The following is a 26,926-nucleotide window of genomic DNA, read 5'->3' on the forward strand; positions in this document are numbered from 1 at the left end:
CTTTCACCAACCTTTTTCAGAATCGGTTTGATGCAAAAGGGCTGCCCGCACGTCTGCAATCAGATAAAGCGTGCCGGAAACCACCCCCAGATCCTCCGCTTCCGTCCGTGACTTCAATAGATCAAGTGCCTTAGCCCAATCGGGCTCGACGATGATTTCCAGTTCCCGTTTCGCAATGGCAGTACGTACCTGTTCTACAACCTGCAGTAGTTCAGGTGCAGCCATTTTGCGTCGGAAATCTGGCTCGGTCAGGATCAGCGTATCCACTAGTGGCAGTATATGCTGCAAATATGCTTCGTGATGCTTATTCGCCAGCATACCCATCATCAAAATTAACTTTTTTTGGGGATATACGTCGATAATGCTCTTGGCCAGTGATTCCGCCCCTTCAGGATTATGAGCTCCGTCCAGCACAATCAAAGGATTGTCACTGATTTGCTCAAACCTCCCTGCCCAGAAGGCATTCTTGAAGCCAAGCTTGATATCGTCTTCATCCAACATAAACGCCATATACTGCCGAAGTACCTCAAGAGCCATAAATGCAGCCGCAGCATTGTCACACTGATATACACCCTGCATCCGAATGTGAAGCTGCATATCCCTGAACGGTCCTGCAAACTGGAGGCTTTGTCCTTCCTTGTTGCTCTTCAGTCTGCGGTAGGAGAACTGGTCTCCGGCCAGATACACCGTAGTTCGCAGCTGCTGCGCTCTCTCTTGAATTACCTTTACAGCCTCAGGCTGTGAGACACAGGTCACAACAGGAACACCCGGCTTGATGATGCCCGCCTTTTCATACGCAATCTTCTCGATGGTATCTCCAAGCACATCTGTATGATCCATACCGATGTTCGTAATTACCGACACAACGGGCGTAACGATGTTCGTTACGTCCATCCTTCCCCCCAGCCCAGTCTCCCATACCACGATATCAGGGTAACACTCTTCCGCATAGTACAGCAGTGCGAGAGCTGTGGATACTTCAAACATCGTTGGTGAACCCATCGGTGTAGAAGCCATCTCCACCACAAGCGGACGCAAGCGGTTCGACAGCTTTAACAGAATTTCTTCCGGGATGTCCTCACCGTTGTATTGAAAGCGATTTGTGAATTTTGTGATATAAGGTGACGTGAATGTACCAACGTCATATCCCGCCTGCAGCAGCACCGACGTCAAAAAAGCGCAAGTCGAACCTTTACCGTTCGTTCCCGCGACATGAATGAATTTGAGTCGTTGATGCGGATTGCCAAGCTGTACCATCAAGCTCTCAATTCGTTCGAGCCCGGGCCGGATGCCAAAAGGAATAAGGCCATTGATCCAGTCGACGGCCTCGTCATACGTTTGTAAAGGGGTTACTGTATCTGTCGCATTTAATTCCGTCATCTCTGATTCACCTTCGGTTCCCTGTTTGATTAATAATTGAAAAAAGCAGCCGGATGGCGCAAGTAAACACTCCATCCGACCCTTTGGATATTAACCTTTCAACTCTTTAATCCGTGCAATCACTTTATCCCGTTTATCGGAATAATCCGCTTGTTTGGCACGTTCCTCCTCAATCACCTTAGCCGGAGCCTTAGCTACAAAACCTTCATTCGCCAGTTTTTTCTCCACACGAAGCACTTCGCTTTCGAGGTTCTGAAGCTCTTTCTCCAGTCTGGCCACTTCCTGCTCAATATCAATCAGACCCGCCAGCGGCAAGTATAATTCTGCTCCTGTAATGATTGCAGTCATCGCTTTATCTGGAGAGCTCAGATCAAGTCCGCTCTCAAATTCAGAAGTGTTGCAGAATCGTTTGATATAATGACTGTTTCGCTCAATGATGCTTGATGCTTCATCATTGTTGGCTTTAACCATCAATTCGATTTTTTTGCTCATCGGCACATTCACTTCGGCACGAATATTTCGAACAGCGCGAATGGTGTCCATCAGCAGGTTCATCTCGGCAACAGCTCCCGGATTCTCCAATGCAGGATCATATACCGGCCACGAAGCAAGTGTAATAGTTTCCCCTTCATGAGGCAGATGCTGCCAGATTTCTTCAGAGATATAAGGCATGAACGGATGAATCAGACGCATCGTCTGATCCAGCACATAAGCCAGCACCGACTGTGTTTTCTTCTTCGCCACCGGATCTTCACCGTAGAAGGACAGCTTGGCAAATTCGATGTACCAGTCACACAGATCATCCCAGATAAAGTTGTACAGGACGCGGCCTGTTTCCCCAAACTCGTAAGCATCAATTAGACGCGTAATATCACGGGAAGTTTCGTTCAGGCGGTGCAAAATCCAATAATCGGCCGTGCCAAGCTCGCCGCTAATGTCACGATCTTCAAAAGTAAATCCTTCCAGATTCATCAATGCAAAGCGCGAAGCGTTCCAGATTTTGTTGGCAAAGTTACGGGCCTGTTCAACTCGCTCCCAACGGAAACGCAAGTCCTGTCCAGGTGTGCTACTGGTCGAGATCATGTACCGCATTGCATCTGCACCATATTTTTCGATAACATCCAGTGGGTCTACACCGTTCCCCAGAGATTTGGACATTTTGCGTCCATCCGCGTCGCGCACAAGACCGTGCATCAAAACATCCTTGAACGGAATCTCATCCGTGAATTCCAAGGCAGTGAAGATCATACGAGCTACCCAGAAATAGATGATGTCATATCCGGTAACAAGCACATTTGTTGGATAATAACGCTTGAGGTCTTCCGTATTTTCAGGCCAGCCCAGCGTGGAGAACGGCCACAATGCAGAGCTGAACCACGTATCCAGAACATCTTCATCCTGCTTCAGCTTGCGTCCTGCATACTCAGGCAATGTTGTTGGATCTTCAGCGGATACAATCACTTCGCCAGTCTCTTCATCGTACCATGCGGGAATGCGATGTCCCCACCACAGCTGACGGGAAATGCACCAGTCCCGAACGTTCTCGATCCAGTTCAGGTACGTTTTCTCAAAACGATCCGGCACAAAGTTGACACCTTCGTCGCTTTGCTGTTTCTTGATCGCTCTCTCCGCGAGTGGCTTCATCTCGACAAACCATTGTGTGGAAAGGTACGGCTCCACTACGGCTCCGGTACGTTCACTGTGTCCAACCTGATGCATATGATCTTCAATGTTGATCAGTACACCCTGTTCTTTGAGATCAGCAACGATCTGCTTGCGGCATTCACTGCGGTCCAGTCCCTGATATTTGCCTGCTTCGGCGTTCATCGTGCCACTTTCGTCCATTACTGTAATCTGAGGCAGGTCATGACGCAAACCTACTTCAAAGTCATTTGGATCGTGCGCAGGTGTAATCTTCACCGCACCGCTACCAAACTCTTTGTCTACATAGTCATCTGCAATGACTGGAATCTCACGTCCAATGATAGGCAGTACGAGCGTTTTGCCGATCATGTCTGCATAGCGCTCATCCTTGGGATGTACAGCAACAGCGGTATCACCAAGCATCGTCTCGGGACGGGTCGTCGCCACGGTAATGTGACCACTTCCGTCTTTGAGCGGATAACGCAGGTGATAAAGATGCCCTTGAACTTCTTTGTATTCAACCTCAATATCCGATAGCGCAGTCCGGTTTACCGGGTCCCAGTTAATAATGCGTTTGCCGCGATAAATGAGACCTTTCTCGTATAACTGTACAAAGACTTTACGAACCGCTTTGGACAGACCTTCATCCAGCGTGAAGCGTTCACGTGAATAATCCAGCGATAGCCCCATTTTACCCCATTGCTGACGAATGGTTGTAGCATACTGGTCTTTCCAGTCCCATACTTTCTCCAGAAACTTCTCGCGTCCCAGGTCATAACGTGTTAGACCCTCTTCACGCAGCTTCTGCTCTACCTTCGTTTGGGTAGCAATCCCTGCATGGTCAGAGCCTGGCAGCCAAAGGGCATCATATCCCTGCATACGCTTCGTACGAATCAGGATATCCTGCAGTGTGAAGTCAAGCGCATGCCCGATATGAAGCATACCGGTTACGTTTGGCGGCGGGATTACAATGGTGTACGGCTCCGCATCTTTGCGTTGCCCTGCTTGAAAATACCCGCGCTCCGTCCAGGTGGAGTACCATTTGTCTTCTGCCGCCTTCGGATCGTATGTGGTTGGCATTTCAGTTGTTGCTTTTTTTTGTTCAGACATAAGTCATTCCTCCGTTACTTGATCATCATCATCATGGCCCCGAAAAATCATCCATAGAGCCCTTGAATCATCATTAAAGCCATCTTTAGGGCCAAAAAAAACAAAAAAACCTTTCATCCATCAAAGGACGAAAGGTTAGCTTTCGCGGTACCACCTTTGTTTCACGCAGACAGCAGGACAAACAACTGATCCTCTGGTTCCGGCGTGACACTTCAAGCAGATAACGGCTGCTACCGGCCCATTCTACCTCCGAGATGGATACTTGAACCTCTTCATCTCAAGTGCTCAAACAGGCAACTCCCGGGCGACTTCGATCAGTTGGCTCCTGCGGAATCTCACAGCGCATCAATCCCACTCTCTGAAAGGTCATACTGTCTACTACTCCCGATCAACGTCATTATTCAAAAAAACCTAAACACATCATACCTTGCTCGTGCGCGATAGTCAACCTGGCAGCAGCGGAACCTAAAGGTGTGCGGAGAGAAAATGCGAAAAAACAAGTCAAACCCGCAATCCCTGCCAGGGATTGCGGGCATTTTAGCTGCGATATTCACAGCAAGCCAATTAAGGTATATACAGAATTTGTCCTTCTTCTACAATCTGTTCGCTCAAACGATTATATAGCTGGAGCTCCCGGGTACTGAGTTGATAACGATCAGCAATGGCATCAAGTGTATCCTCACGTTGCACAATGCACAGCTTCACTTTGCGGAACGGAGTCTGATCCACAATAGTTCCGAGGAATAAATTTTTCCACTCCACCTCTTCCGTCTGACTCTCATCTTCAGGAATGATTCCAGCAGGAGCATCTTCCGTGCGTTCTCCATCTGCTTCACGAGCAGCGCGGCCGGAGGAGGATAACAGTGAGGAAATGCCTACTCCCTCTTCGGATCGTGGTGACGATTCCTTTTTACTGCCAAAAGCAACCTTCAACTCCGGCTTGTCTTCCGTCTCAGCCACCGGTTCAGGCACATTCTCTCCATACTGGAGCAAAGCCTCTGCTTCCACAGCCTCCTTCACAACCCGCTCATCGTCTACGTTAGCTGCTTCGGAGGAGGCAAAAACATCCTGCCAGTTCTCTGTCTGCGGCTGAGCCGGTGCACCGCCCGCGTCCTGCTCACCTTGCTGTCCGCCGGATCGCGCTTCTTCAAAGTGCCAGACTTCCGGCTGATGCTCTAACCTTTTTGGCTCCTCCTCCGAACGAGGCGAGAATTCACCTTCCAGATCGGCCGATGCTGTAGTATCGGAAATGCTGCTGAGCGAAGCTTCAGACCATGCCGCTGTGGCTTCGTCTTCGATCGGAAGCAACGGTTCAGATTCAGGATAAGAAGCCAGTCTATCTGCTGTCTCCGCCATGAATGACGAGATAGGCGAAGATACTTCGTTTTCCATAGTGGCGGGACTCCAATCGGACCGTGGCAGTTCTTCTTGATACGCTTCTGTCTGTTCCCTCAAGGACAGATCTGCGGATTCAGGAGAACCGTACGCAACAAGCTCCGCATTCGCCAGTTCCTCATCCTCGCTCCGTTGAAACTGCTCTTGCTGCTGGGCATAAGCTTGATCCATTCCGCCAAACTGCTGGTACTGATCTAACGAATCATACTGGCCGGCTTGCCCGTACTGCTCCGAATGCTCAGATGTCTGGAACTGTCCCGGCTCGTCTGCACGGCTATCCGACTGAGCCTCAGATGAATGAACCACCGTGAATTCATCTGCTGTCCATACCTGCGGCTCCTCTACCGGAAAACCTTCAATGCCTCGCAAGGACAATACCCCTGTAATGTTCAAGCTTCGGCTGGACAACAGATCCACATCAAAATTTTCAATCTCGATGGAAATATCATCAATGGATCTAACTCTGTTGAGCGGCACCGTAATTTCAACAGGTATAAAGTGCTTTAATTCTTCCGAATCGTCGCTTTCCCCCCGGTACGCTCCTGTAAGCAGCAGATGTCCACGCAAGGTCGCATGATCGTCCTGTCCAATGACTTGAATACGTGGATATAACTCAATTTCCTCCAGTTCCTCAATGGCAGGCACTCCCTCAGATAAATGAACGCGCTCATAAATATCGAACCGCAAACCATAAGGTTGATTCAACAAAGGTGGCGTCCTCCTTTCGGCATATGTTCACCATGATCCTTCTCATGGGACTGATCCATGGTCCAATCCTTCGTTACCCATCTATATGCCTTAAATGGGATGGGCATGCCACCTTTTGTGAAAAGCCTGCCCAGATTTCAATGTTCATTTCATCCTTGAGATTTAAGCGCTCGCAGAAAACAAAAAAACGGACCCGTTACTCAGGTCCGCTCTCCGCCCATGTTACTTTCTCTTGCAGCCAATTGTTCAAAATCCGCTGGCCACGGGTCTTCTACTTCAATTAAAGCTCCTGTTAAAGGATGATCAAAGCTCAGCTTCTCCCCATGCAGTGCCTGCCTGCCAATAAGATCAGAACGTCCTCCATACAGCTTGTCCCCTACAAGCGGATGTCCAACATGACTAAGATGCACACGAATCTGATGTGTACGTCCCGTCTCCAGCTTCAAGCGTACGAGTGTTGCTCTCTCCCATACATGCACAATGCTCACCTGGGTAACAGCATCCTGCCCTCCATCAGAAACACGTCTGCGCTGCTTATGATGCCTGTCTTTGCCGATAGGCGCATCAATGGTGCGAAGTTCACTGGAGATTCGGCCGTCAGCGATGGCAACATACTGGCGATCAATGGCCTTACGACGCATTGCTTCGTCCAGTTTCGCGAGTGAAAATGCAGTTTTGGCATACAATACTGGTCCTGTCGTATCCTCATCCAAGCGATGGACATGACGCACGCTCGTCTCCATTCCATTCATCTCGTAATATGAGGCTACAGCATGATCCAGTGTAATGGCCTGATCCCCACGACTACCATCCGGGTGAAGCTTCATGCCAGCCGGTTTATGCACCACGAGACAGAAATCATCCTCGTACAGTACGTTCAGATCAGCCCAGCGCGGCTCCACACCTAGCGGCTGAGCAGCAAAAAGGGCCAGCCGAAGCCGGTCCCCTGCTAGCTGAATGCCTTGCGTTGCCTTGAGCTGGCGAAGCAGCTTCTCCGGGAATTGAAGCTCGGCCAGAAGCCATTGATCGGCAGCAGCCTGCTTATCTGCTTTTCCAGTGACCGCCTTGCCCGGCATCAGCTCAAGCCATTGTCCGCGGCGTTTCCAGCTTCGCATGCTCATAATGATTGCAAAGCCTTGCGGTTCGCCTCAATGGTATCTTCGATATCCTGCTCTGTATGCACACCAGAGACAAACATCCCCTCATACTGAGATGGCGCCACACTAACGCCTAGATCAATCATCGTTGCAAAATAACGGCGGAATTGATCCAGATTGCTTTCTTTGGCAATATCATAATTGGTTACCGGTACGGCACTGAAAAATGGACATACCATAGAGCCCACACGGTTAATTGTTACCGCCACGCCTGCTTCTGCTGCATTTTTCTCGAATCCGGCCTGCAATCGTGCGGACAGTAGCTCAAGACGATCATACACCTCTGGTGTCAACAGCTTGAGCGTTGTATAACCTGCAGCCATCGCCAGCGGATTACCACTTAATGTTCCAGCCTGATAGATGGGTCCTGTTGGAGCGATCTGCTCCATCAGATCCCTGCGTCCGCCATAAGCACCTACTGGAAGCCCACCGCCGATAACTTTACCCAGACACGTCAGATCCGGTGTAACACCGAATCTCCCTTGCGCGCAGTTCAAGCCTACGCGGAATCCAGTCATGACCTCGTCGAAGATCAGCAGACTGCCATACTCCGTAGTCACGCTGCGCAGGCCTTCCAGAAAACCGGTAGCTGGAGGAACTACACCCATATTCCCTGCAACCGGCTCTACAATTACAGCGGCAATCTCTTCTCCGAATCGTTCAAAAGCAAGGCGCACGGACTGCAAATCATTGTAAGGCACCGTGATTGTATTCAGGGCTACGCCCTCTGGCACCCCAGGGCTGTCTGGCAATCCCAGTGTAGCCACACCCGATCCAGCCTTGATTAACAAGCTGTCAGCATGTCCATGATAGGAACCCTCGAATTTCAAAATTTTGCTGCGTCCTGTTACACCTCGTGCCAGTCGAATCGCGCTCATCGTAGCTTCTGTACCTGAATTCACCATGCGCACAATATCAATGGATGGTACACGCTCACACACAAGCTTGGCCATTTCCGTCTCAAGCAGTGTTGGTGCACCAAAGCTTGTACCTTTCAGAGCGGTTTCGCGCAGCGCCTCAACAACCTCAGGATGCGCATGTCCCATAATTAACGGTCCCCATGAACCTACATAGTCAATGAACATATTGCCATCAATATCATAGATTTTGGAGCCTTCTCCACGCTCAGCATAGATCGGCGTGAGTCCGACGGATTTGAATGCGCGAACAGGGCTGTTGACCCCTCCAGGTATGTACTGCTTGGCTTCTTCAAATGCGCTACGCGAGCGCTCATCATTACGGCGATTGCCTTGTTGTGCAGTCATGAACATCCTCCTTGATATAAAGGCCCAGCCTTTCAGATGGGATGCAGCCTAATTGTACTTGCCGCAGCGCTCTCTTGAAAAAACAAGGCCTATTGTCGTTTTTAAATCTAATTGCAAGGTGTGAACACCAATTTTACTTTTCAGCCAGCCAGCGGGATGCATCCTTGGCATAGTAGGTAATAATCATGTCCGCCCCTGCGCGTTTCATGCTCAGCAAAATTTCCATAGCTACCTTTTTCTCATCAATCCATCCCTGAATTGCGGCAGCCTTCACCATGGCATACTCTCCACTTACATTGTAAGCTACGAGCGGAAGATCAAACTGGTCCTTGATCGTACGCATAATATCCAGATAAGACAAGGATGGTTTCACCATCAGCATGTCCGCTCCCTCAAGCACATCCGTCTCGGCCTCACGCAGTGCCTCACGAGCATTCGCCGGATCCATCTGATAAGATTTCCGATCCCCGAATTGCGGAGTGGAATCCGCGGCTTCACGAAATGGTCCGTAGAATGCCGAAGCGTATTTGACAGAATAGGACATGATTGGAATATGGTTGAATCCATGCTCATCGAGACCCGCACGAATGGCCTGTACAAAACCATCCATCATGTTCGAAGGGGCAATAATATCGGCGCCGGCTTTTGCCTGCGATACTGCCGTTTTGACAAGCAACTCCAGAGATTCATCATTCAGTACATCACCGCAGATGTGCCCGTCAACCTCGGTAGTATGCACCATTCCGCAGTGACCATGATCTGTAAATTCGCAAAGACAAGTATCGGCAATAACCAGCAGCTCAGGATACCAGGATTTGATTAATCTCGTCGCCTCCTGCACAATGCCATCCTCTGCAAACCCGGACGAGCCCACGCTGTCCTTCGTTTCCGGAATACCAAACAGAAGCACAGCCGGAATACCCAGTTCGGCAATGTCTTTCACTTCTTCTTGCAGACGATCCAGCGAGAAGCGGAATACGCCTGGCATGGACTTGATCTCCGACTTCACATTTTCACCATAAGTGATGTAGATCGGTTGAATAAAATCATCCACCGTCAAATGTGTCTCTCTCACCATATTACGAATGCCTGCCGATTGACGTAACCGGCGATGACGTACGATTGGAAAACCCATAAACACTCTACCTCCTGATATTTTATTTTAAATCGAACAACTAAGGAAAATTACCGGCAAAAAGGGAAGCGCGCCGGTTCTTCACGAATTCAGCACGCTTCATATGTTCAGCCGAAGCCTGTCATAACCTCTGTTATCGGTGTAACTGATCTACTGATGTTTGAACAGCGCTCCCGTGATCCGCACGTTTCCACTCACACAAAACATCAATCAAACTGGTCATCGTTGCTTCCTCAGCCATCAACGTGACCTTTAGCCCGGCTGCCTCAGCCGTTTGCGCCGTAACCGGGCCAATACATGCCACCTCTATTCCCTGCAGCAGCGGCAGAGGATCCTGCACACCCATACGCTCAAGCATCTTGAAAAAGTTCTTCACGGTGGAGGAGCTGGTAAAGGTCACTGCGTGAATGCCACCCTCTTCAAGTAGCTTTAATAATTCATCGTCTTCCTCACCTGCAAGAATGGTGTCATAGATAATGGCCTCGGTAACGTTCAATCCACGTTCCCTCATCTGCTCTGGCAACCAGGAGCGGGCAAGATCTCCATGGGGTATAAGAACGTTCTGACCTGCCTTTAATTCACTTTCAAAGGCTTCAAGCATGCCTTCGGCCTGAAAAGGACCTTTCACAACCTCAGGCGCAATCCCGTGCTTGCGCAGTGCTTCTGCTGTGGACGGGCCAACTGCCGCAATTCTTGCCTGATGAAGCGAGCGAATATCCTTGCCTTCATTTTCAAGGTGACGGAAGAAAAACTCCACGCCATTGACACTTGTGAAAAAGACCCAATCAAACGTATTTAACGCATGCAGCGCATCTTTGACACTTCGCTTGGCGGATTCACTGGATGGCATGACCGTCTCGATCACAGGAAACTCATACGGTTCACCGCCAAGTTCCTCAATGCGATTCACCAATTCACTTGCCTGACTGCGGGCACGAGTAACCAGAATTCGTTTGCCAAAGAGCGGCATGGCCTCAGCCCATTTCAACTGCTCCCGCTGATTGACCACATCCCCAACTACAATCACGGCTGGTGGCTGAAAATTCGCTGCGATCACTTTAGCTTCGATATCCTCCAGCGTTCCCGTAATGGTATCCTGCTCTGCTCGTGTTCCCCAACGAACAAGCGCTACAGGGGTACTGGCCGGACGACCGTGACGAATAAGCTGTTCACTGATATACCCAATTTTGGCAACACCCATCATAAATACCAGTGTACCCGTCGCATTCGTCACCTTATCCCAGTGGATGCTGCGATCCAGCTTGTCCGGGCTTTCATGACCGGTAATAATCGAGATGGAGGAAGCATAGTCACGATGTGTCACCGGAATACCCGCGTAGGCGGGTACGCTGATGGCTGCTGTAACACCGGGTACAATCTCAAACGGAATGCCATTTTTGTGCAGCAGCTCCGCCTCTTCACCTACTCGTCCAAATATCGTCGGGTCTCCGCCTTTGAGGCGCACAACGACCTTGCCTTCAAGAGCGAGATCCACAAGCAGCTGGTTAATCTCTTCCTGTTTCATCGTATGTCGATCCGGCCTTTTCCCCACATAAATCTTGACTGCACCGGGTTTCATCAGTTTTAACAAACGTGGACTTGCCAAACGATCGTATACGACCGCATCTGCCTTGCCGATGGTCTCCCATCCTTTTACCGTAATCAGCCTTGCATCCCCAGGACCTGCACCTACCAAAAAGACCTTGCCCGCCATGCCTTCATCCCCTAACTTCTGCCAGTATCTGTTCCGCTCCGCGATCAATCAATCTCCAGGCCACTTCTTCTCCCAAACGTGCTGGATCTTTGCCGCTCAACGTTTCCTTGAGAATCAGTCCACCATCCGGTGAACCGACCATACCTGTTAATTGTAACTTGTTTTCACTGTTCAGGGAATCTGCTTCTTGTCCTGGCACCCATACTGCATGAGCACCAATAGGCACCTGACAGCCTCCATTCAACACACTGAGGAAACGGCGTTCTGCCAGAACTGGCGATGCGGTTGCCGGGTCATTATATAGGGACAGCAGATGCAACAGTTCCTCGTCATCCTCTCTGCATTCAATCCCAAGTGCTCCCTGGCCTACAGCCGGAAGACAAGCCTCCTCGGACAAATACTCCGTAATCCGATCCTGCCAGCCCATTCGATACAAGCCAGCTGCGGCCAGAATAATCGCATCCAGTCCTTCGGTTTCCAGCTTGCGCAGACGGGAGTCGATGTTGCCCCGAATGGATTCCAGCTGCAGGTCCGGGCGATAGGCCTTGAGCTGACTTGATCTGCGCAGACTGCTCGTACCCACCCGTGCGCCTTCTGGCAGCTGATCGAGCGTGAGTCCTTCGCGTGATACCAGCGCATCTCGCGGGTCAGCTCTCCTTGGAACAGCACCATTGATTAAACCTTCCGGCAATTCAGAAGGCATATCCTTCATACTGTGCACGGCCATATCAATCGTACGATCCAGCATCGCCTGCTCAATTTCCTTCACAAACAGCCCTTTGCCGCCCACTTTCGACAATGTGACATCCAATATGAGGTCACCCTTGGTCACGATCTTATGTACCTCAAAATCAAAAGCTAAACCTTCTCGCTCACAGATGTCGCGTAAATCCTGAATGACGTATCCGGTCTGAGTTAACGCCAAAGCACTCTGTCTGCTGCCCACTTTTATTGTACGCATATCTACATTTCCTCCTGATTACGGGATATCCAGTCCCCGATTTCTTCTGCAGTCCACCAATGAAACTGGCCTGTACGTATCTTCTCGAGCATATTCATCTCCGTCAGACGCCGTAGCAGCTTGCTTCTTACAGCCGGAGACAGCTCACGTGATTTAATTTCCATTCTCATCTGGTGCAAAAAATCAAGATACGTCTCGTACTCATCTCCAAACTGACGTTCAAGCACGGCACGAATCTCGGCCGCCGCCGCAGGACCTGCACCAGCAGTCGAGATCGCAATGCTTAGCCGCCCTCGTCTAACTACACTCGGCGTAATAAAACGGCTGTTGCCGGAAGACATGGCGTCATTCACCAGAATAGAGGCAGCTTCGGCCTCCTGTACGACAGACGTATTTACGAGCAAATCATCCGTAGCTGCATATACGAGAAAGGCCCCCCGCAAATCACCATTGCGGTAGGACCGGGCTATCCACTCGATACGGGATTCCTGATGCAGTTGTTCAAGTTCCGGCGTAAGCTGAGGACTGATGACCGTAATTCGAGCTTCCCCCAGCAGCAGCCCCTTCACTTTACGCTCGGCAACACGACCGCCGCCGATCACACAGATGGACTTGCCTGAAGTATTCACATAAATCGGCGTGTAGTGTTCCATATCTCTCACTCTCCCGTCCAGCGATGAAATGCCGAATATGCATTGGATAAAAAGCTGATTATGACAAACGCATATCCGATTAATGTCCATCTGGACATGACCATCATGGAAAACTGCTTTCTTCTTTTCACCACAAAATAACCAACATAAATGGCAATGGCCAGACCTGTCGCAATGACTTTCAGGTCGAGCAGCAGATGCCAGCGCCGTTCTGCCACGATGGACAAAACCGCCAGCACGACGGATACACCCAATAGCGGTGTGCCAATCAAGGTTGCACCATCCATATACTTGCCAATGACCTCAAGACTGGGCAGACGTCGTACCGTATCATTCCACTTTTTGTTCTTCAATCTGTGGTGCAGAAACAGATACAGCAGCGCAAAAACGGATGCCACCGTAAGAGCTGCAAAGCCCAGGTTCGCCAGCGTGATGTGCATGATCAGCAAACCATGAACCGTCTGCCAATTGTGCAGCGATATTTCACCCGCCGTAAACCATAAGCGATTAAGCACGGTCACTGAGAACCCTACGATGTTAAGCAGCAGAATAACAAATTCCGAACGCTGAACCCGGGTCATAATCAGTGACATCAGCACAATACTGAAAGAAAAGATAAACAAAAAGTCAAATGTCGTATATATCGGGAAGTGACCTTCAGTCCACATCCGCATAATTACATGGGTCACCTGCAGCACCCAAACAACAACAAGAAACCCTGTGCCTGTCCGCTTCGCCCCCGCATTGCGTCGAATGCAGTCCGAGAAATAGAACAGTAGGCTCAGGGCATACATATAAATTAAAGCCTCATAGACTTGCTCAGCAAGGGTCAAACTCCCCACCCGCCTTAAACGCCTGCCGGGACATATGCCGGCACGGGGTCTTGCCGGTTTTCGTTAAGCTGAACCGCTGACTTGCCCAGAGCTGTTGCGTCACTCTGATTTACTTTTTCAGCAGCCATCTCTACTGCATCCTCCAGCGCGAAAATCTGCGTAAACATGCGCAGCGCCTCGTCACCTTGCTTCGTACCTGCCATTTCCTTGATCCGGTTAATCGGATCGGTTGTCATTTGATTCACAATGCTTTTCGTCAAACGACGAATCACTTTACGTTGATGCTCATCCAGCTCTGGCAGCTTGTTGAACAGGCTATCCATCGTTTCTTCATGAATGGACACCCCTTTTTCCTGTAAAGCCCGAATAACTGGACGAACGCCAAGCGTTCTGAGCCACTGATAATATTCTTCCATCTCCAGATCAATCATTCTCTCAATCTTCGCCGCCTCTACCTTGCGCATCTCCAGATTACTCTCCACAATACCTTCCAGATCGTCAATATCGTAGAGGAATACGTTTGAGATCTCGCCAATAGACGGATCAATATCACGTGGTACAGCAATATCAATCAGGAACAGCGGTCGCGATTGCCGGCGCTTCATGCTTGCCCGAACAATGCCTGCATCGAGAACATAACGCTCTGCTCCCGTAGAACTGATGACGATGTCGACCTCACCTAGTCTCGCAAGTGCCTGCTCCATTGTGCAAGGAGTTCCACGGAACTTGCTTGCAAGCTCCTCTGCTCTGGCAAAGGTGCGATTAGCTACCAGGACTTCGGATGCTCCATTCGCATACAGATGTTTTACAGTAAGCTCACTCATCTTCCCGGCACCCAGAATCAGTACCTTCTTGTCTGTGAACATACCAAAAATACGCTTGCCCAGTTCCACCGCAGCATAGCTGACTGAAACGGCGCTTTCCCCGATAGAAGTCTCCGAGTGAGCTCGCTTGCCCAGTGTAACCGCCTGTTTAAACAGCTTGTTAAACCAAGTGCCGGTTGCCTTTTCCCCCTGCGCTTTGAAAAAAGCCTGCTTCACCTGACCCAGAATCTGAGTCTCTCCGATGACCATTGAATCCAATCCGCAAGTCACCCGGAACAAATGGCGCATAGCTTGATCATCTTCATATATATATAAGTGTTGCGTAAATTCTTCGCGTGGAACATTAAACCATTGCTCCATAAATGTTCGAATAAAATAACCGCACATATGAAGACGGTCGACCACCACGTACAATTCAGTACGATTACAAGTGGCTACGATTACACCTTCCAATACACTCTTGGTCAGCTTGAGCTGCTGCAGCGCTTCAGACAAGTCCTTTTCTGCAAATGTGAATCGTTCTCTGACCTCTACAGGCGCCGTGCGATAATTCAAACCAACAACAACGATGTGCATTGCAAGTTCACCTGCCTAATAAATTTCCAATCAAAGTGCTTACTGTATATGTCTATCCAGTTAAGATTGACATAGTTAAGTATATCACACATCACGTCCACAACCCGCCCATTTTTATGAAATGTTTATGAAATCACCATGATGATTATCCTATGCATTGTCATTTATTGTAGTGTCTCACCAATGTTCACCGTTATGCGCCAAACCATACAAATGATGCATATTCGATCTGCGAAGTGATTGAAAGCCAATTCAATACTGCTTACAACAAATAGCCATGGAGGCCTCCATGACTATTCTAAGATGCGGGTACATGATGTGTTATTTCGGCTATTGGAGATTTTCGTCTTCGACTGCCTCTTCTGCTTCCAGCTCGTTGTCTGCGTCCGCTTCAACCGGTGCATATTTGTCTATTTGGGCATGACGAGTAATGATATCCCACAGTTCTTCCTTGCCCAGACCTTCCTCGGATGAAAAAGGTACAAACAGATCCCCTGAGCGCAGACCGAGCGCTTCCTTGATGACCTTGATATGTTTGGCTCTGCGGGTCTTCGGGATCTTGTCCATCTTGGTTGCTACAACTACCAGCGGCAGTCCGTGATGACGAAGCCATTCATTCATCATTTTATCGTCCTTGGATGGCTCATGTCTCATATCGACCATCTGCATGACCAGCTTCAGCTCATCGCGTTGGAGCAAATACTTCTCCATCATTTTACCCCAGGCAAAACGCTGCTCCTTGGATACCTTCGCGTACCCGTAACCTGGGAAATCGACGAAATACAAATCCTGATTGATCTTGTAATAGTTCAGTTGCTGGGTTTTACCCGGCGTAGAGCTTGTACGCGCCAGGTTTTTACGATTGATCATGCGGTTGATCAACGATGATTTACCTACGTTTGAGCGCCCCGCCAGGGCGATCTCCGGCAGACCATCATCTGGATATTGTTCAGGCCGAACGGCACTAATAATAAACTCAGACTGATTGACTTTCAAATTGCATCTTTCCTCTCTTGAACTCCAGCAGCAGCATATGCCTACATTTCCTGCTCGTATTATGCCATCATTCTTTCTATCATATCAAAAAAACGTCTGATGTAGCAAAAAAAACGTAATTATGTACCAAAAAAACATTGGTATTCACTCAAAAAATAACTTTCGTACACAAAAAACATCAGATTATCACGAAAATTATCGCAAAAAAGACCGTCCCATCAGATGCCGAAGCCTCCACAGAACGGTCCGTGTTTCATATTATCCTGCTAATAAACCCATTACAGATGAATGCCTGCCTGTTCCACAAGCGCATGCTGCAGCACCTGATCCATATGGGCTACAGGTACAAATTCCACATCTTCCTTGATGCTGTCCGGAATGTCACGCAGATCCCGCTCGTTATCCTTAGGCAGTAATATTTTTTTATATCCCGCACGGTGGGCCGCCAGTGACTTCTCCTTCAGGCCGCCAATCGGCAACACCCGTCCACGCAACGTGATTTCGCCTGTCATGGCAATATCCTTGGACACATGTTTATTGGTCAGAGCCGAGATCAACGCTGTTGCCATCGTTATGCCAGCAGATGGACCATCTTTCGGAATTGCTCCTTCCGGCACGTGGATGTGAATATCGTTTTTCTCATGAAAATCGGATGCAATACCAAGCTGTGCTGCTTTGGAACGTGTATAGCTGAACGCAGCCTGGGCTGATTCCTTCATGACATCTCCCAGCTTACCTGTAAGCGTCAGCTTGCCCGTTCCAGGTACAACGGTGACTTCAATTACGAGCGTGTCTCCGCCCACTTCTGTCCACGCCAGCCCTGTTACCGTGCCAATCTGATCCTCCAGCTCTGCCATGCCATAACGGAATTTACCTGGGCCAAGATAGTCTTTAACAGCCTCTGGCGAGATGACAATCTGACCTTCGGTGCCCGATACAACATTTTTAGCCGCTTTTCGGCAAAGTGACGCCATCTGCTGCTCCAGATTCCGCACACCCGATTCACGTGTATACTCGCGAATGACTTTCAGCAGACTGTCATCTGGTACTAGCAACTGCTCTTCTTCCAGACCATGATCCTTTTTCTGTTTTGGCAACAGATAGTTTTTGGAGATTTGCAGCTTTTCCAGTTCGGTATAACCCGGAATATTCAGCATTTCCATCCGATCCAGCAGTGGACGCGGAATGTTATGCACGGTGTTCGCTGTAGTTATGAACATAACGTTCGATAAGTCAAAAGGCAGCTCTACAAAATGATCACTAAACGTATTGTTCTGCTCCGGGTCAAGCACCTCCAGCAATGCAGCCGAAGGGTCTCCGCGGAAATCTGAAGCCATCTTGTCGATCTCATCCAGCAAAAATACAGGATTGAGTGAGCCTGCCGTCTTCATGCCCTGAATGATGCGGCCCGGCATCGCTCCTACATACGTGCGGCGGTGTCCACGAATCTCCGCTTCGTCCCGTACGCCGCCCAGAGAGATACGTACAAACTCCCGGCCCAGCGATCTCGCAATGGAACGGGCAAGGGAGGTTTTACCTACCCCTGGCGGCCCTACGAGACAGAGAATTGGCCCTTTGAGCTTTTTGACAAGCTTCTGAACAGCCAAATATTCCAGCACACGCTCTTTGGGTTTCTCCAGACCATAGTGATCGGCATTAAGCACATCCTCGGCCTTCTGGATATCCAGGTCGTCCTCCGTCATCTCGCTCCAAGGCAGGGCAAGCAACCAATCCACATAGTTGCGGATAACGCCCCCCTCCGCAGAGCTTGCCGGCATTTTCTCCAGTCGATCAATTTCTTTCTCGACCTTCTCTTTCACCTTGTCCGGCAGGCCAAGACTTTCCATCTGGTTGCGAAGTTCCTCCACTTCGCCCGCGCGCCCCTCTTTTTCACCAAGTTCCTTCTGAATGGCCTTCATCTGCTCTCGCAAATAATATTCCTTCTGCGTTTTCTCCATCTGCTTCTTCACACGTTGGCTGATCTTGCGTTCGAGCTCCAGCACTTCGCGCTCATTATTCAGGATGTCGAGCAGCTTCTCCAGACGTTCCCGCACGTCGATGGTCTCCAGAATTTCCTGTTTGTCCTTGATCTTCAAGGACAGATGGCTGGTGATGACATCAGCGAGTCGTCCGGGCTCTTCGATGTCCGATACGGCAGCAAGCGTCTCGGGGGTTACCTTTTTGGACAGATTAATATAATTCTCGAACTGATTCAGTACGGTACGCATCAGGGCGTCCGTCTCCGGATGACTATTTTCTTCCTCAGGCAGCTCTTGCGCCAGCACCTCGTAATAGTCCTCATTGTCCGTATATTCAATAATTTCAGCCCGTTCCAAGCCTTCCACAAGTACTCGAATGGTTCCATTGGGCAGCTTCAGCATCTGTCTTACCTTCGCCACGGTTCCAATGCGGAAAATATCCTCTCGTGTGGGTTCCTCAATATTTACCTCGGCTTGGGAACATAGGAGAATCAAATGTTCTTCTACCATCGCTTTTTCTAAAGCCTTGACCGATTTCTCCCGGCCCACATCGAGATGCAGCACCATACTCGGGTAGACGAGAAGTCCTCTTAAAGGCAGTAAAGGAAAACGACGACCTTTCGTTTTGCTCGGTCCCATCGCTTTCGCACCTCCAATGGCTCTCAGGTTGTAGTCATTCATTATTCTATCAAATGTTCACATAAAAAACCAATGAAGGGAAGCGCTTAGCAGCTTCCCGAATCTGTAACACGTCCCGGACGAGGCGACTCTGCCCGTAAATACGAAGCGGATGCCGGAGGGAATATGTCCGTTTTGGGTGCTGTTGTCTCCTCTGCCGCCACCTGTTGCTCCACTTGCTGTGCTCCAGGCTCCCAGCCAAACACTTCACGAAATACATCCTGGACCGTATCTACCGGGATCACCCGCAAGCCATCCAGATTATCAAAAATAGACTGCCAATTCTCCGCCGGTATAATAACCGTCTTCGCTCCTGCCTGAAAAGCCGCCTCCACCTTTGCAAGAACACCGCCTATCGGCTTCACACGCCCGTGGATACTGATCTCTCCCGTCATCGCGACCTCGTGGTCTACAGGACGCTCCTGAATAGCTGAAACGATCGCTGTTGCCATCGCAATCCCGGCTGATGGGCCATCAATCGGTGTGCCTCCCGGGAAATTCACATGCAGATCATAATCGCTCGTGCGAATCCCCATCGCCTTCAAGACAGTTAACACATTTTCAACCGAGCCTTTCGCCATACTTTTACGCCGAAGTGTACGAGAACCGCCTCCAATCTCTTCCTCATCCACAACCCCCGTAATGTTGATACGGCCTTGCTCCTTGGGTGCAGGAACAGCGGATACCTCGATCTCCAGAATCGTGCCCATATTGGGTCCGTACACTGCGAGCCCGTTCACAAAACCAATCTGCGGCTGTGACGGAACTTTGCGATCCGGCCTTGGCTGAATCTGACTGCTGCCCGCGACCCACTCGACATCTGAAGCCTGAAGTGTTTCACGCTTCTCGGTGAGTGCGAGGCCCGCGGCAAGCTGTATAATGTTTACCGCCTCGCGGCCATTGGTCGCATAACGTTTGACCACATCGACTGCTTCCGGACAAGGGCTGAACCCGATTTTTTGCACTGCATCCTCTGCAATTCTGCCAATCTCCTCCGGTAGCAGTGGACGGAAATAAACCTCCATACAACGCGAGCGTAAGGCTGGTGGGAGCTCGTGCGGGGAACGGGTCGTTGCACCGACAAGGCGAAAATCCGCAGGCAGACCATTTTGAAAAATATCGTGGATATAAGCAGGAGTATGCGTATCCTCCGAGTTATAGTACGCACTTTCCAAAAAGACCTTGCGGTCCTCCAGCACTTTGAGTAGCTTATTCATCTGAATGGAATGTAATTCCCCAATTTCGTCAATAAACAGCATGCCGCCATGTGCCTTGGTAACAGCACCCGGCTTAGGTTGAGGAATACCAGCAACCCCCATCGCTCCCGCCCCCTGATAGATCGGGTCATGAACCGAGCCAATGAGCGGATCGGCGATTCCACGCTCATCAAAACGAGCCGTTGTTGCATCCAGCTCCGTGAATTTGGCATCCGGCTTGAACGGTGAAGACGGATTTTTCTTTGCTTCTTCCAGCACGACTCTGGCTGCAGCAGTCTTTCCTACTCCAGGCGGTCCATAAATAATAACGTGCTGCGGATTGGCACTGCATAAAGCCGCCTTGAGCGCACGCAGCCCGTCCTTTTGCCCGACAATGTCGTTGATCGTTGCCGGACGAGTTTTCTCCGCCAGCGGCTTGGTGAGCGAGATGGAACGCAGCTTGCGCAGCTTCTCAAGCTCCTTGCGGGACTCACGCTCAACAGCAGTACGGTTTGTTTTCTGGCCGCGCAGCAAATTCCAGAAATATAACCCGATCACCACTCCAAAAAATAACTGTATCAACATGAATACCATGCCAAACTCACCCATATCTCAACATCCTCCTGTTCTGTGCTTCTTCTCATCTGTGATCATGCTAATACTTGGTAGTATAGCCTTTTCACCGAGACGTAAACGGGAGAGACTGAATTTGTACTCAGAATTTATTCGAGGCATATGCAAAAGGCCCGCCGGAAATGGCGGGCCTTCAATAAATGGTAACGATAATTAGTGCGAACGTCCAGGAATAACGCCTGTCTCTTCATACGCTTCAACGATTTTGTCGATTTCTTTCTTCAGTTCCTCCACCATGATCTCTTCCGGCACTTTACGGATCATCTGACCATGACGGAACAAGAGACCTTCTCCGCGAGCACCGGCAATACCGATATCCGCTTCCTTCGCTTCGCCTGGACCATTCACTGCACAGCCCAGCACTGATACTTTGATCGGCACCTTCAGCTTGGAAATATACTCTTCTACTTCATTAGCAATGGAGAACAGATCAATATCCAGTCGGCCGCAGGTTGGACAAGAGATCAGTGTGGCTGCATTCGAAATCAACCCAAACGTTTTGAGCAAATCGCGCGCAACCTTGATCTCTTCAACAGGATCAGCACTCAGCGAGATCCGCATGGTCGAACCAATCCCCATGGAGAGCAAAGCTCCCATACCTGCTGAACTCTTGATCGTGCCCGAGAATAATGTTCCTGCTTCGGTAATCCCAAGGTGCAATGGATACGGAATAATCTGAGCCGCCTTCGTATATGCTTCAATCGCCATTGGTACGTCCGACGCCTTGAGAGATACGATAATATCATGGAAATCAAGCTCTTCCAGTATACCAATGTGATACAAGGCACTTTCAACCATGGCATCCGCTGTAGGATAGCCATACTTCTCAAGCAAATGATTCTCAAGTGAGCCCGCATTCACCCCGATTCGAATCGGGATGCCTTTATCTTTACAAGCCTTGACAACCTCTTCGACCTTGGCACGTTTACCGATGTTACCCGGATTAATCCGCACTTTATCAATGCCGTTCTCGATGGCTAACAGCGCCAGCTTGTAGTTAAAATGAATATCAGCAACCAGCGGAATGTGAATCCGCTTTTTGATTTCCTTAATCGCTGCCGCAGCTTCTTCGTTATTAACCGTTACACGCACAACCTGGCATCCAGCTTCCTCCAAGCGCAGAATCTCTGCTACAGTGGCCTCGACGTCAGCCGTTTTGGTTGTACACATACTCTGGATAATAACCTCGTTACTGCCGCCAATCGTCAAGTTCCCTACCTTTACGGGACGGGTATCCTGTCTTAAATACATGAGTGATTTCTCTCCCCACAACGTCAAAGCTCCACTCTGACAAAAGACTAAATATACGCCTTCTGCCCAAGTGGAGAACTGACAAGTCTATATTTCAGAGCTCAGCTGAAGAAGTGCCGCTTAGGCACTTTCCTCCTGCTTATCGTCCTTCGATTGGCCAAGTTCAGGCACAACTTTTTTCTCAACGACTTCTTCGGTGATGACACAGCTGGTCACATCTTCACGTGAAGGCACTTCATACATAATATCCAGCATGATGCCTTCAATGATTGCACGCAAACCACGTGCACCCGTGTTTCGCTTGATTGCTTCTTTGGCAATCGCCAGCAATGCACCCGGTTCAAATACCAGGTTTACATTATCCAGCTCAAGCAGTTTTTGATATTGCTTCGTCAAGGCATTTTTCGGTTCGGACAAAATCCGTACCAACGTATCCTCATCCAGCGGCTCCAACGTAGAGATGACTGGCAGACGTCCTACGAATTCAGGAATCAGACCGAATTTCAGCAGGTCCTCCGGCAATACCAAGCCCAGGTATTCACCCGGCTTCAAATCTTTTTGCTCGGTAGCGGCATTAAAGCCAATGACTTTTTTACCGATCCGGCGTTTAATCATCTGCTCCAGGCCGTCAAAAGCACCGCCACAGATAAACAGGATGTTTGTTGTATCAATCTGAATGAATTCTTGATGAGGGTGCTTACGGCCACCTTGTGGCGGTACAGAAGCAACGGTTCCTTCAAGAATTTTCAGCAACGCCTGCTGTACACCTTCACCGGATACGTCACGCGTAATGGACGGATTTTCCGATTTGCGTGCCACTTTATCAATCTCATCAATATAGATAATGCCGCGCTCTGCTTTTTCCACGTCATAGTCCGCTGCCTGGATCAGCTTGAGCAGGATGTTCTCTACATCCTCACCCACGTATCCGGCTTCAGTCAATGAAGTCGCATCCGCAATAGCAAAAGGAACGTTCAGAATTTTTGCCATCGTTTGTGCAAGCAACGTTTTACCGGAACCTGTAGGTCCTAACAGCAAAATATTACTTTTGGACAACTCTACATCCTCAATTTTGCTTTGAGTATTAATGCGTTTGTAGTGATTGTACACTGCAACAGACAATGATTTTTTAGCTTGATCCTGACCGATAACATACTGATCAAGGATATCACGAATTTCTTTTGGCTTCGGAATATCTTTCAGATCCAGCTCTTCATCATGACCGAGCTCTTCCTCTACAATTTCGGTGCAGAGTTCAATACATTCATCACAGATATACACGCCTGGTCCTGCAACCAGTTTACGTACCTGTTCTTGAGATTTACCGCAAAAAGAGCATTTCAGCTGCCCTTTCTCGTCGTTAAATTTAAACATGAAACCACCCCTTTAGGAATTGATCGGTCTGCTGAGCACCTGGTCAATAATGCCGTACGTTTTCGCTTCTTCAGCGCTCATGAAAAAGTCACGGTCTGTATCCCGCTCAATTTTATCAAGGGGCTGACCTGTACGATCAACATATATTTGATTCAGTTTCTGACGAGTTTTAATGATCCATTCCGCGTGAATTTTAATATCCGCAGCCTGTCCCTGTACGCCGCCAAGCGGCTGGTGAATCATGACTTCACTGTTCGTAAGCGCGTATCTTTTGCCAGGAGCACCTGCAGTCAGCAGCAGCGAACCCATGCTTGCTGCCATTCCTACGCAAATGGTCGATACATCAGGCTTGATAAATTGCATCGTATCGTATATACCCATCCCTGCAGTAACAGAACCACCAGGTGAATTAATGTACAAGCTGATATCCTTCTCCGGATCGTCGGCTGCCAAAAATAAAAGCTGAGCTATGACAAGATTGGCTACATCGTCATCAATCGCACTGGTTAGAAAAATAATGCGATCCTTCAGCAAACGTGAATATATATCGTAAGAACGCTCGCCTCGATTGGTTTGTTCAACAACCATTGGCACCAGACTCATGAGACCAACCTCTTTTCTACATGTAATTAGACATAGGCTGACTGTAAAGCAAACCCAAAATCATTTTAACATGTTCCTGTGACAATGTCATTTTTCAGAAATCACGTCATCTTGCGGTTGTTTACGATTAAGCCTGATCATATTTAACCATGTTTTCTATGTATGTGCAAATTACAACCATCCTATGCCGTCTTGCCTTTTTTTATTTCACTTCAAGTGCAAAGGAATGGAACTTACGAAAACCGGGCACCGTGTAACAAAAATTAATAACTTCCAATTCATCACTCACATTGCTATAAATTGGATGCACCAATTTAAAAATAAGGCACGTAATGAACTCACGTGCCTTATCATTTATAAAGCCGCCAAACTCAGACAGCTTGTCTTATTTTCCGTCAGCTTCTGCAGCAGCTTCCTCAGCTGGAGCTTCAACCGGCTCAACAACTTTGCTGTTCTCTACGAGAACGTCAATTGTTTTGCGCAATTTAACTTCATCACGAAGGCTCTCCAGAGAACCATTACCTTCAAGGATGCCACGAATCTCTTCAGCAGGACGCTTGTAAGATTCAGCCATTTTCTCGAGCTCTTGGTTCACTTCTTCATCGGATACTTCGATGTTTTCCGCTTTACCTACTGCTTCAAGCACCAGGTTGTTGCGTACACGCTTCGCAGCATCATCTTGCATCTGTGCTCTCAGATCCGCTTGAGTCTGACCGGAGAAGCTCAGGAACATTTCAAGGTTCATACCTTGGTTGCGAAGACGGTTGTCGAAATCACGCATCATGTTCTGTACTTCGCTTTCAACCATTGCAGAAGGGATGTCCACTTCAGCGTTCTCAGCGACTTTTTCTACAACTGCATTTTCCTGTGCAGCCTTGAACTCGTCAGCTTTACGGGATTCCAGTTGTGTTTTGAGGTCAGCTTTGTACTCTTCCAGCGTATCAAATTCACTTACATCTTTAGCAAACTCATCATCCAGCTCTGGAAGTTGTTTGCGTTTGATTTCATGAATTTTCACTTTAAATACCGCTTGTTTGCCAGCCAGTTCAGCTGCATGGTAGCTCTCTGGGAAAGTTACTTCCACGTCTTTGAAGTCGCCAGTGGACATACCCACAACTTGCTCTTCAAAACCTGGAATGAATGTGTTGGAACCCAGCTCCAGGGAATAACGCTCTGCTTTACCACCTTCGAAAGGTACGCCATCCACAGAACCGTCAAAGTCGATTACAGCAACATCGCCGTTCGCTGCAGAAGCTTCGTCAACAACAACCAGTTCAGCATGACGCTGTTGCAAACGCTCCAGCTCTTCTGTTACTTCTGCATCCGTTACTTCAGATTTAGCTACAGCAACTTCGATTCCTTTGTAGTCACCCAGAGTAACTTCAGGTTTCACTGTTACTTTAGCTTTAAATTTGAAAGTTTGTCCTTTAGCGAATTGCTCGATGTCTACATCAGGACGATCTACCGGGAAGATATCCGTTTGGTCAATCGCTTCTGTGTAAGCTTCAGGAAGCAAAATGTCGATTGCGTCTTGATAAAGGCTCTCTACTCCGAAACGAGCTTCGAAGATGGAACGTGGCACTTTACCTTTACGGAATCCTGGCACGTTTGCTTGTTTAACTACTTTATTAAAAGCTTTGTCAAGTGCTGCAGTTACACGATCTGCACTGACTTCAACCTCAAGAACCCCAAGGTTCTTCTCTATCTTTTCCCAAGTTGCTTTCATTGTATACTTTCCCCTCCAAAATTCACATGTTCACGTAGGCGATCACGCACAAAATAACCATTTTAGTATAAACAAGTTTACATTCTTTTTCAAGGGGAATCCCTTGATACAGTTTAAGGTAAACGTTTCCGTCCTTTAATTGCTATCCAAACCGGCCGAAACAAACTGTTTCATAGAGCGATATGCCTGCTCCAGCCTGAACCTCATTGCACCAGTTACAGCGTACATCGAGCGCGTATTCTCTTCATCATGAGAACCGCCGAGACTGTCCGCCACCGTCATATGTAGTGCAGCGGCCCATATGTCTGCCATCGCATCATTTTCCTCAAGCATTGAATGGTAATCCCGCGTTCCATAAACTGCCATAACATATTGTATCCACAATTCCTGGGCAAAATAAAAGAGTGTAGGCTCATGAACCTCCGTCTGATCCGCCACCCGTTCCAGTATCTGCACGATCGGCAGTGGGAACTCCTCCGGCTTGAGCGGTACGGCAGCCACATCAATTTCTACCTCTTCTTCGCCTCTGGTAAATTGAATGATATCCTGCATCCCTCGGCGGCGCAAGGTTTGCAGCACCCTGAACTGCAGCAGTGGATGAAGCGACTTCGTTTGCAGCCAGCGGACAAGTTCCTCATCTACCTTGGCAACGTCCAGAAATGCTAACTGCTCCAGCGCCAGCATCGTCTGTTCAGACAACGGTCCTTCCATAACGGTACGAAGAAGCTTCTCGGCGTAACCATCGTCTTGTGCAAGCTTTAGCCTGGCATGCTGCCTAGCCATGTCTTCCTCACTGACATCTTCCTCATCATCCTGCTCTGGCTCCGCTGTGCGACTCGCTGGCATTTCCATCGCTTCATATTGAGGAAAAGCAGCCTGGAGCCATTCCAGCAAGGCCCGCCATTCATCGTAATGACGCTCTTCCTGTCCTTGGCATTGCAACAAAAAGCGAAGCAACTCCATTGCTTCACTATAACGTTCATTTTCGAGCATTACCGTCAATTGTATTTGATAGTAGTCCAGCGTTTTTGGAAACAGCACAATCTTGTTATTGTGCGAATTTTCCGGGGTTGTGGATTCCTTAATGGGAGCACCTCCTCTGTTCCTGAATCTCCATTTGGAATCAACCATGAAT

Annotated in this window: 19 protein-coding genes and 1 other annotated feature; all 19 genes read right to left on the minus strand. The window is 48.9% G+C overall.

All coding sequences use genetic code 11. The features are described 5' to 3' along the window. Positions 1 to 3: 3 nt before the first annotated feature. Positions 4 to 1,380, minus strand: coding sequence for a bifunctional folylpolyglutamate synthase/dihydrofolate synthase (locus DFQ00_RS23485; protein ID WP_110898903.1), 1,377 nt, complete (start codon positions 1,378 to 1,380; stop codon positions 4 to 6). A 90-nt stretch (positions 1,381 to 1,470) separates the two neighbouring features. Next, positions 1,471 to 4,134 carry a valine--tRNA ligase gene (locus DFQ00_RS23490; protein WP_110898904.1) on the minus strand — a complete coding sequence of 888 codons (2,664 nt, stop codon included), beginning with the start codon at positions 4,132 to 4,134 and terminating at the stop codon, positions 1,471 to 1,473. A gap of 120 nt (positions 4,135 to 4,254) precedes the next feature. After that, positions 4,255 to 4,535, minus strand: a binding site (T-box leader). A 163-nt stretch (positions 4,536 to 4,698) separates the two neighbouring features. Next, positions 4,699 to 6,237, minus strand: a complete 1,539-nt coding sequence (locus DFQ00_RS23495; RefSeq protein ID WP_110898905.1) for a LysM peptidoglycan-binding domain-containing protein — start codon at positions 6,235 to 6,237, stop codon at positions 4,699 to 4,701. Positions 6,238 to 6,437: 200 nt separating this feature from the next. Continuing rightward, positions 6,438 to 7,358 (minus strand): RluA family pseudouridine synthase, encoded by a 921-nt coding sequence (locus DFQ00_RS23500; protein WP_110898906.1) that lies wholly within the window; start codon positions 7,356 to 7,358, stop codon positions 6,438 to 6,440. Further along, positions 7,355 to 8,659, minus strand: a complete 1,305-nt coding sequence (gene hemL, locus DFQ00_RS23505; protein ID WP_110898907.1) for a glutamate-1-semialdehyde 2,1-aminomutase — start codon at positions 8,657 to 8,659, stop codon at positions 7,355 to 7,357. The genes DFQ00_RS23500 and hemL overlap by 4 nt, the downstream gene beginning before the upstream one ends. 133 nt (positions 8,660 to 8,792) lie before the next feature. Then, positions 8,793 to 9,794 carry a porphobilinogen synthase gene (hemB, locus tag DFQ00_RS23510; protein ID WP_110898908.1) on the minus strand — a complete coding sequence of 334 codons (1,002 nt, stop codon included), beginning with the start codon at positions 9,792 to 9,794 and terminating at the stop codon, positions 8,793 to 8,795. A gap of 133 nt (positions 9,795 to 9,927) precedes the next feature. Further along, a complete protein-coding gene (gene cobA / locus DFQ00_RS23515; RefSeq protein ID WP_110898909.1) occupies positions 9,928 to 11,508 on the minus strand; it encodes a uroporphyrinogen-III C-methyltransferase in 1,581 nt (526 codons plus the stop codon). A gap of 4 nt (positions 11,509 to 11,512) precedes the next feature. Then, positions 11,513 to 12,469 carry a hydroxymethylbilane synthase gene (gene hemC / locus DFQ00_RS23520; RefSeq protein ID WP_110898910.1) on the minus strand — a complete coding sequence of 319 codons (957 nt, stop codon included), beginning with the start codon at positions 12,467 to 12,469 and terminating at the stop codon, positions 11,513 to 11,515. Between the two features lie 2 nt (positions 12,470 to 12,471). Next, positions 12,472 to 13,122, minus strand: a complete 651-nt coding sequence (locus DFQ00_RS23525; protein ID WP_110898911.1) for a precorrin-2 dehydrogenase/sirohydrochlorin ferrochelatase family protein — start codon at positions 13,120 to 13,122, stop codon at positions 12,472 to 12,474. A gap of 5 nt (positions 13,123 to 13,127) precedes the next feature. Continuing rightward, positions 13,128 to 13,955, minus strand: coding sequence for a cytochrome C assembly family protein (locus DFQ00_RS23530; RefSeq protein WP_425271052.1), 828 nt, complete (start codon positions 13,953 to 13,955; stop codon positions 13,128 to 13,130). 14 nt (positions 13,956 to 13,969) lie between these two features. Next, on the minus strand, positions 13,970 to 15,355 hold the full coding sequence (gene hemA, locus DFQ00_RS23535) for a glutamyl-tRNA reductase (protein WP_110898912.1): 1,386 nt from the start codon (positions 15,353 to 15,355) through the stop codon (positions 13,970 to 13,972). A gap of 330 nt (positions 15,356 to 15,685) precedes the next feature. Next, the gene (gene yihA / locus DFQ00_RS23540) at positions 15,686 to 16,351 is read right to left on the minus strand and encodes a ribosome biogenesis GTP-binding protein YihA/YsxC (protein ID WP_110898913.1); all 666 of its coding nucleotides are present in this window, start codon (positions 16,349 to 16,351) and stop codon (positions 15,686 to 15,688) included. Positions 16,352 to 16,629: 278 nt separating this feature from the next. Beyond that, positions 16,630 to 18,969, minus strand: coding sequence for an endopeptidase La (lon, locus tag DFQ00_RS23545; protein ID WP_110898914.1), 2,340 nt, complete (start codon positions 18,967 to 18,969; stop codon positions 16,630 to 16,632). An 86-nt stretch (positions 18,970 to 19,055) separates the two neighbouring features. Further along, on the minus strand, positions 19,056 to 20,798 hold the full coding sequence (gene lonB, locus DFQ00_RS23550) for an ATP-dependent protease LonB (protein WP_110898945.1): 1,743 nt from the start codon (positions 20,796 to 20,798) through the stop codon (positions 19,056 to 19,058). Positions 20,799 to 20,990: 192 nt separating this feature from the next. Next, the gene (gene ispG / locus DFQ00_RS23555; RefSeq protein WP_110898915.1) at positions 20,991 to 22,088 is read right to left on the minus strand and encodes a flavodoxin-dependent (E)-4-hydroxy-3-methylbut-2-enyl-diphosphate synthase; all 1,098 of its coding nucleotides are present in this window, start codon (positions 22,086 to 22,088) and stop codon (positions 20,991 to 20,993) included. A 120-nt stretch (positions 22,089 to 22,208) separates the two neighbouring features. After that, positions 22,209 to 23,462, minus strand: a complete 1,254-nt coding sequence (gene clpX / locus DFQ00_RS23560) for an ATP-dependent protease ATP-binding subunit ClpX (protein WP_110898916.1) — start codon at positions 23,460 to 23,462, stop codon at positions 22,209 to 22,211. Positions 23,463 to 23,474: 12 nt separating this feature from the next. Further along, on the minus strand, positions 23,475 to 24,065 hold the full coding sequence (gene clpP / locus DFQ00_RS23565; RefSeq protein ID WP_090919143.1) for an ATP-dependent Clp endopeptidase proteolytic subunit ClpP: 591 nt from the start codon (positions 24,063 to 24,065) through the stop codon (positions 23,475 to 23,477). 385 nt (positions 24,066 to 24,450) lie between these two features. Further along, entirely contained in the window at positions 24,451 to 25,791 is a 1,341-nt protein-coding gene (gene tig, locus DFQ00_RS23570) for a trigger factor (RefSeq protein WP_110898917.1), read from the minus strand. Positions 25,792 to 25,926: 135 nt separating this feature from the next. Beyond that, a complete protein-coding gene (locus DFQ00_RS23575) occupies positions 25,927 to 26,922 on the minus strand; it encodes a hypothetical protein (RefSeq protein ID WP_174812154.1) in 996 nt (331 codons plus the stop codon). Positions 26,923 to 26,926: the final 4 nt, after the last annotated feature.

Origin of the sequence: Paenibacillus barcinonensis, assembly GCF_003217495.1 — a bacterium.
GTDB classification, from domain to species: Bacteria; Bacillota; Bacilli; order Paenibacillales; family Paenibacillaceae; genus Paenibacillus; species Paenibacillus barcinonensis.

Bases quoted from the DNA above. Each gene is read 5' to 3' on its own strand.
- DFQ00_RS23485 (WP_110898903.1), bottom strand. From the start codon at position 1,380: ATGACGGAATTAAATGCGACAGATACAGTAACCCCTTTACAAACGTAT.
- DFQ00_RS23490 (WP_110898904.1), bottom strand. From the start codon at position 4,134: ATGTCTGAACAAAAAAAAGCAACAACTGAAATGCCAACCACATACGAT.
- DFQ00_RS23500 (WP_110898906.1), bottom strand. From the start codon at position 7,358: ATGAGCATGCGAAGCTGGAAACGCCGCGGACAATGGCTTGAGCTGATG.
- hemL (WP_110898907.1), bottom strand. From the start codon at position 8,659: ATGACTGCACAACAAGGCAATCGCCGTAATGATGAGCGCTCGCGTAGC.
- hemB (WP_110898908.1), bottom strand. From the start codon at position 9,794: ATGGGTTTTCCAATCGTACGTCATCGCCGGTTACGTCAATCGGCAGGC.
- cobA (WP_110898909.1), bottom strand. From the start codon at position 11,508: ATGGCGGGCAAGGTCTTTTTGGTAGGTGCAGGTCCTGGGGATGCAAGG.
- hemC (WP_110898910.1), bottom strand. From the start codon at position 12,469: ATGCGTACAATAAAAGTGGGCAGCAGACAGAGTGCTTTGGCGTTAACT.
- DFQ00_RS23525 (WP_110898911.1), bottom strand. From the start codon at position 13,122: ATGGAACACTACACGCCGATTTATGTGAATACTTCAGGCAAGTCCATC.
- hemA (WP_110898912.1), bottom strand. From the start codon at position 15,355: ATGCACATCGTTGTTGTTGGTTTGAATTATCGCACGGCGCCTGTAGAG.
- lon (WP_110898914.1), bottom strand. From the start codon at position 18,969: ATGGGACCGAGCAAAACGAAAGGTCGTCGTTTTCCTTTACTGCCTTTA.
- lonB (WP_110898945.1), bottom strand. From the start codon at position 20,798: ATGGTATTCATGTTGATACAGTTATTTTTTGGAGTGGTGATCGGGTTA.
- ispG (WP_110898915.1), bottom strand. From the start codon at position 22,088: ATGTATTTAAGACAGGATACCCGTCCCGTAAAGGTAGGGAACTTGACG.
- clpX (WP_110898916.1), bottom strand. From the start codon at position 23,462: ATGTTTAAATTTAACGACGAGAAAGGGCAGCTGAAATGCTCTTTTTGC.
- clpP (WP_090919143.1), bottom strand. From the start codon at position 24,065: ATGAGTCTGGTGCCAATGGTTGTTGAACAAACCAATCGAGGCGAGCGT.
- tig (WP_110898917.1), bottom strand. From the start codon at position 25,791: ATGAAAGCAACTTGGGAAAAGATAGAGAAGAACCTTGGGGTTCTTGAG.
- DFQ00_RS23575 (WP_174812154.1), bottom strand. From the start codon at position 26,922: ATGGTTGATTCCAAATGGAGATTCAGGAACAGAGGAGGTGCTCCCATT.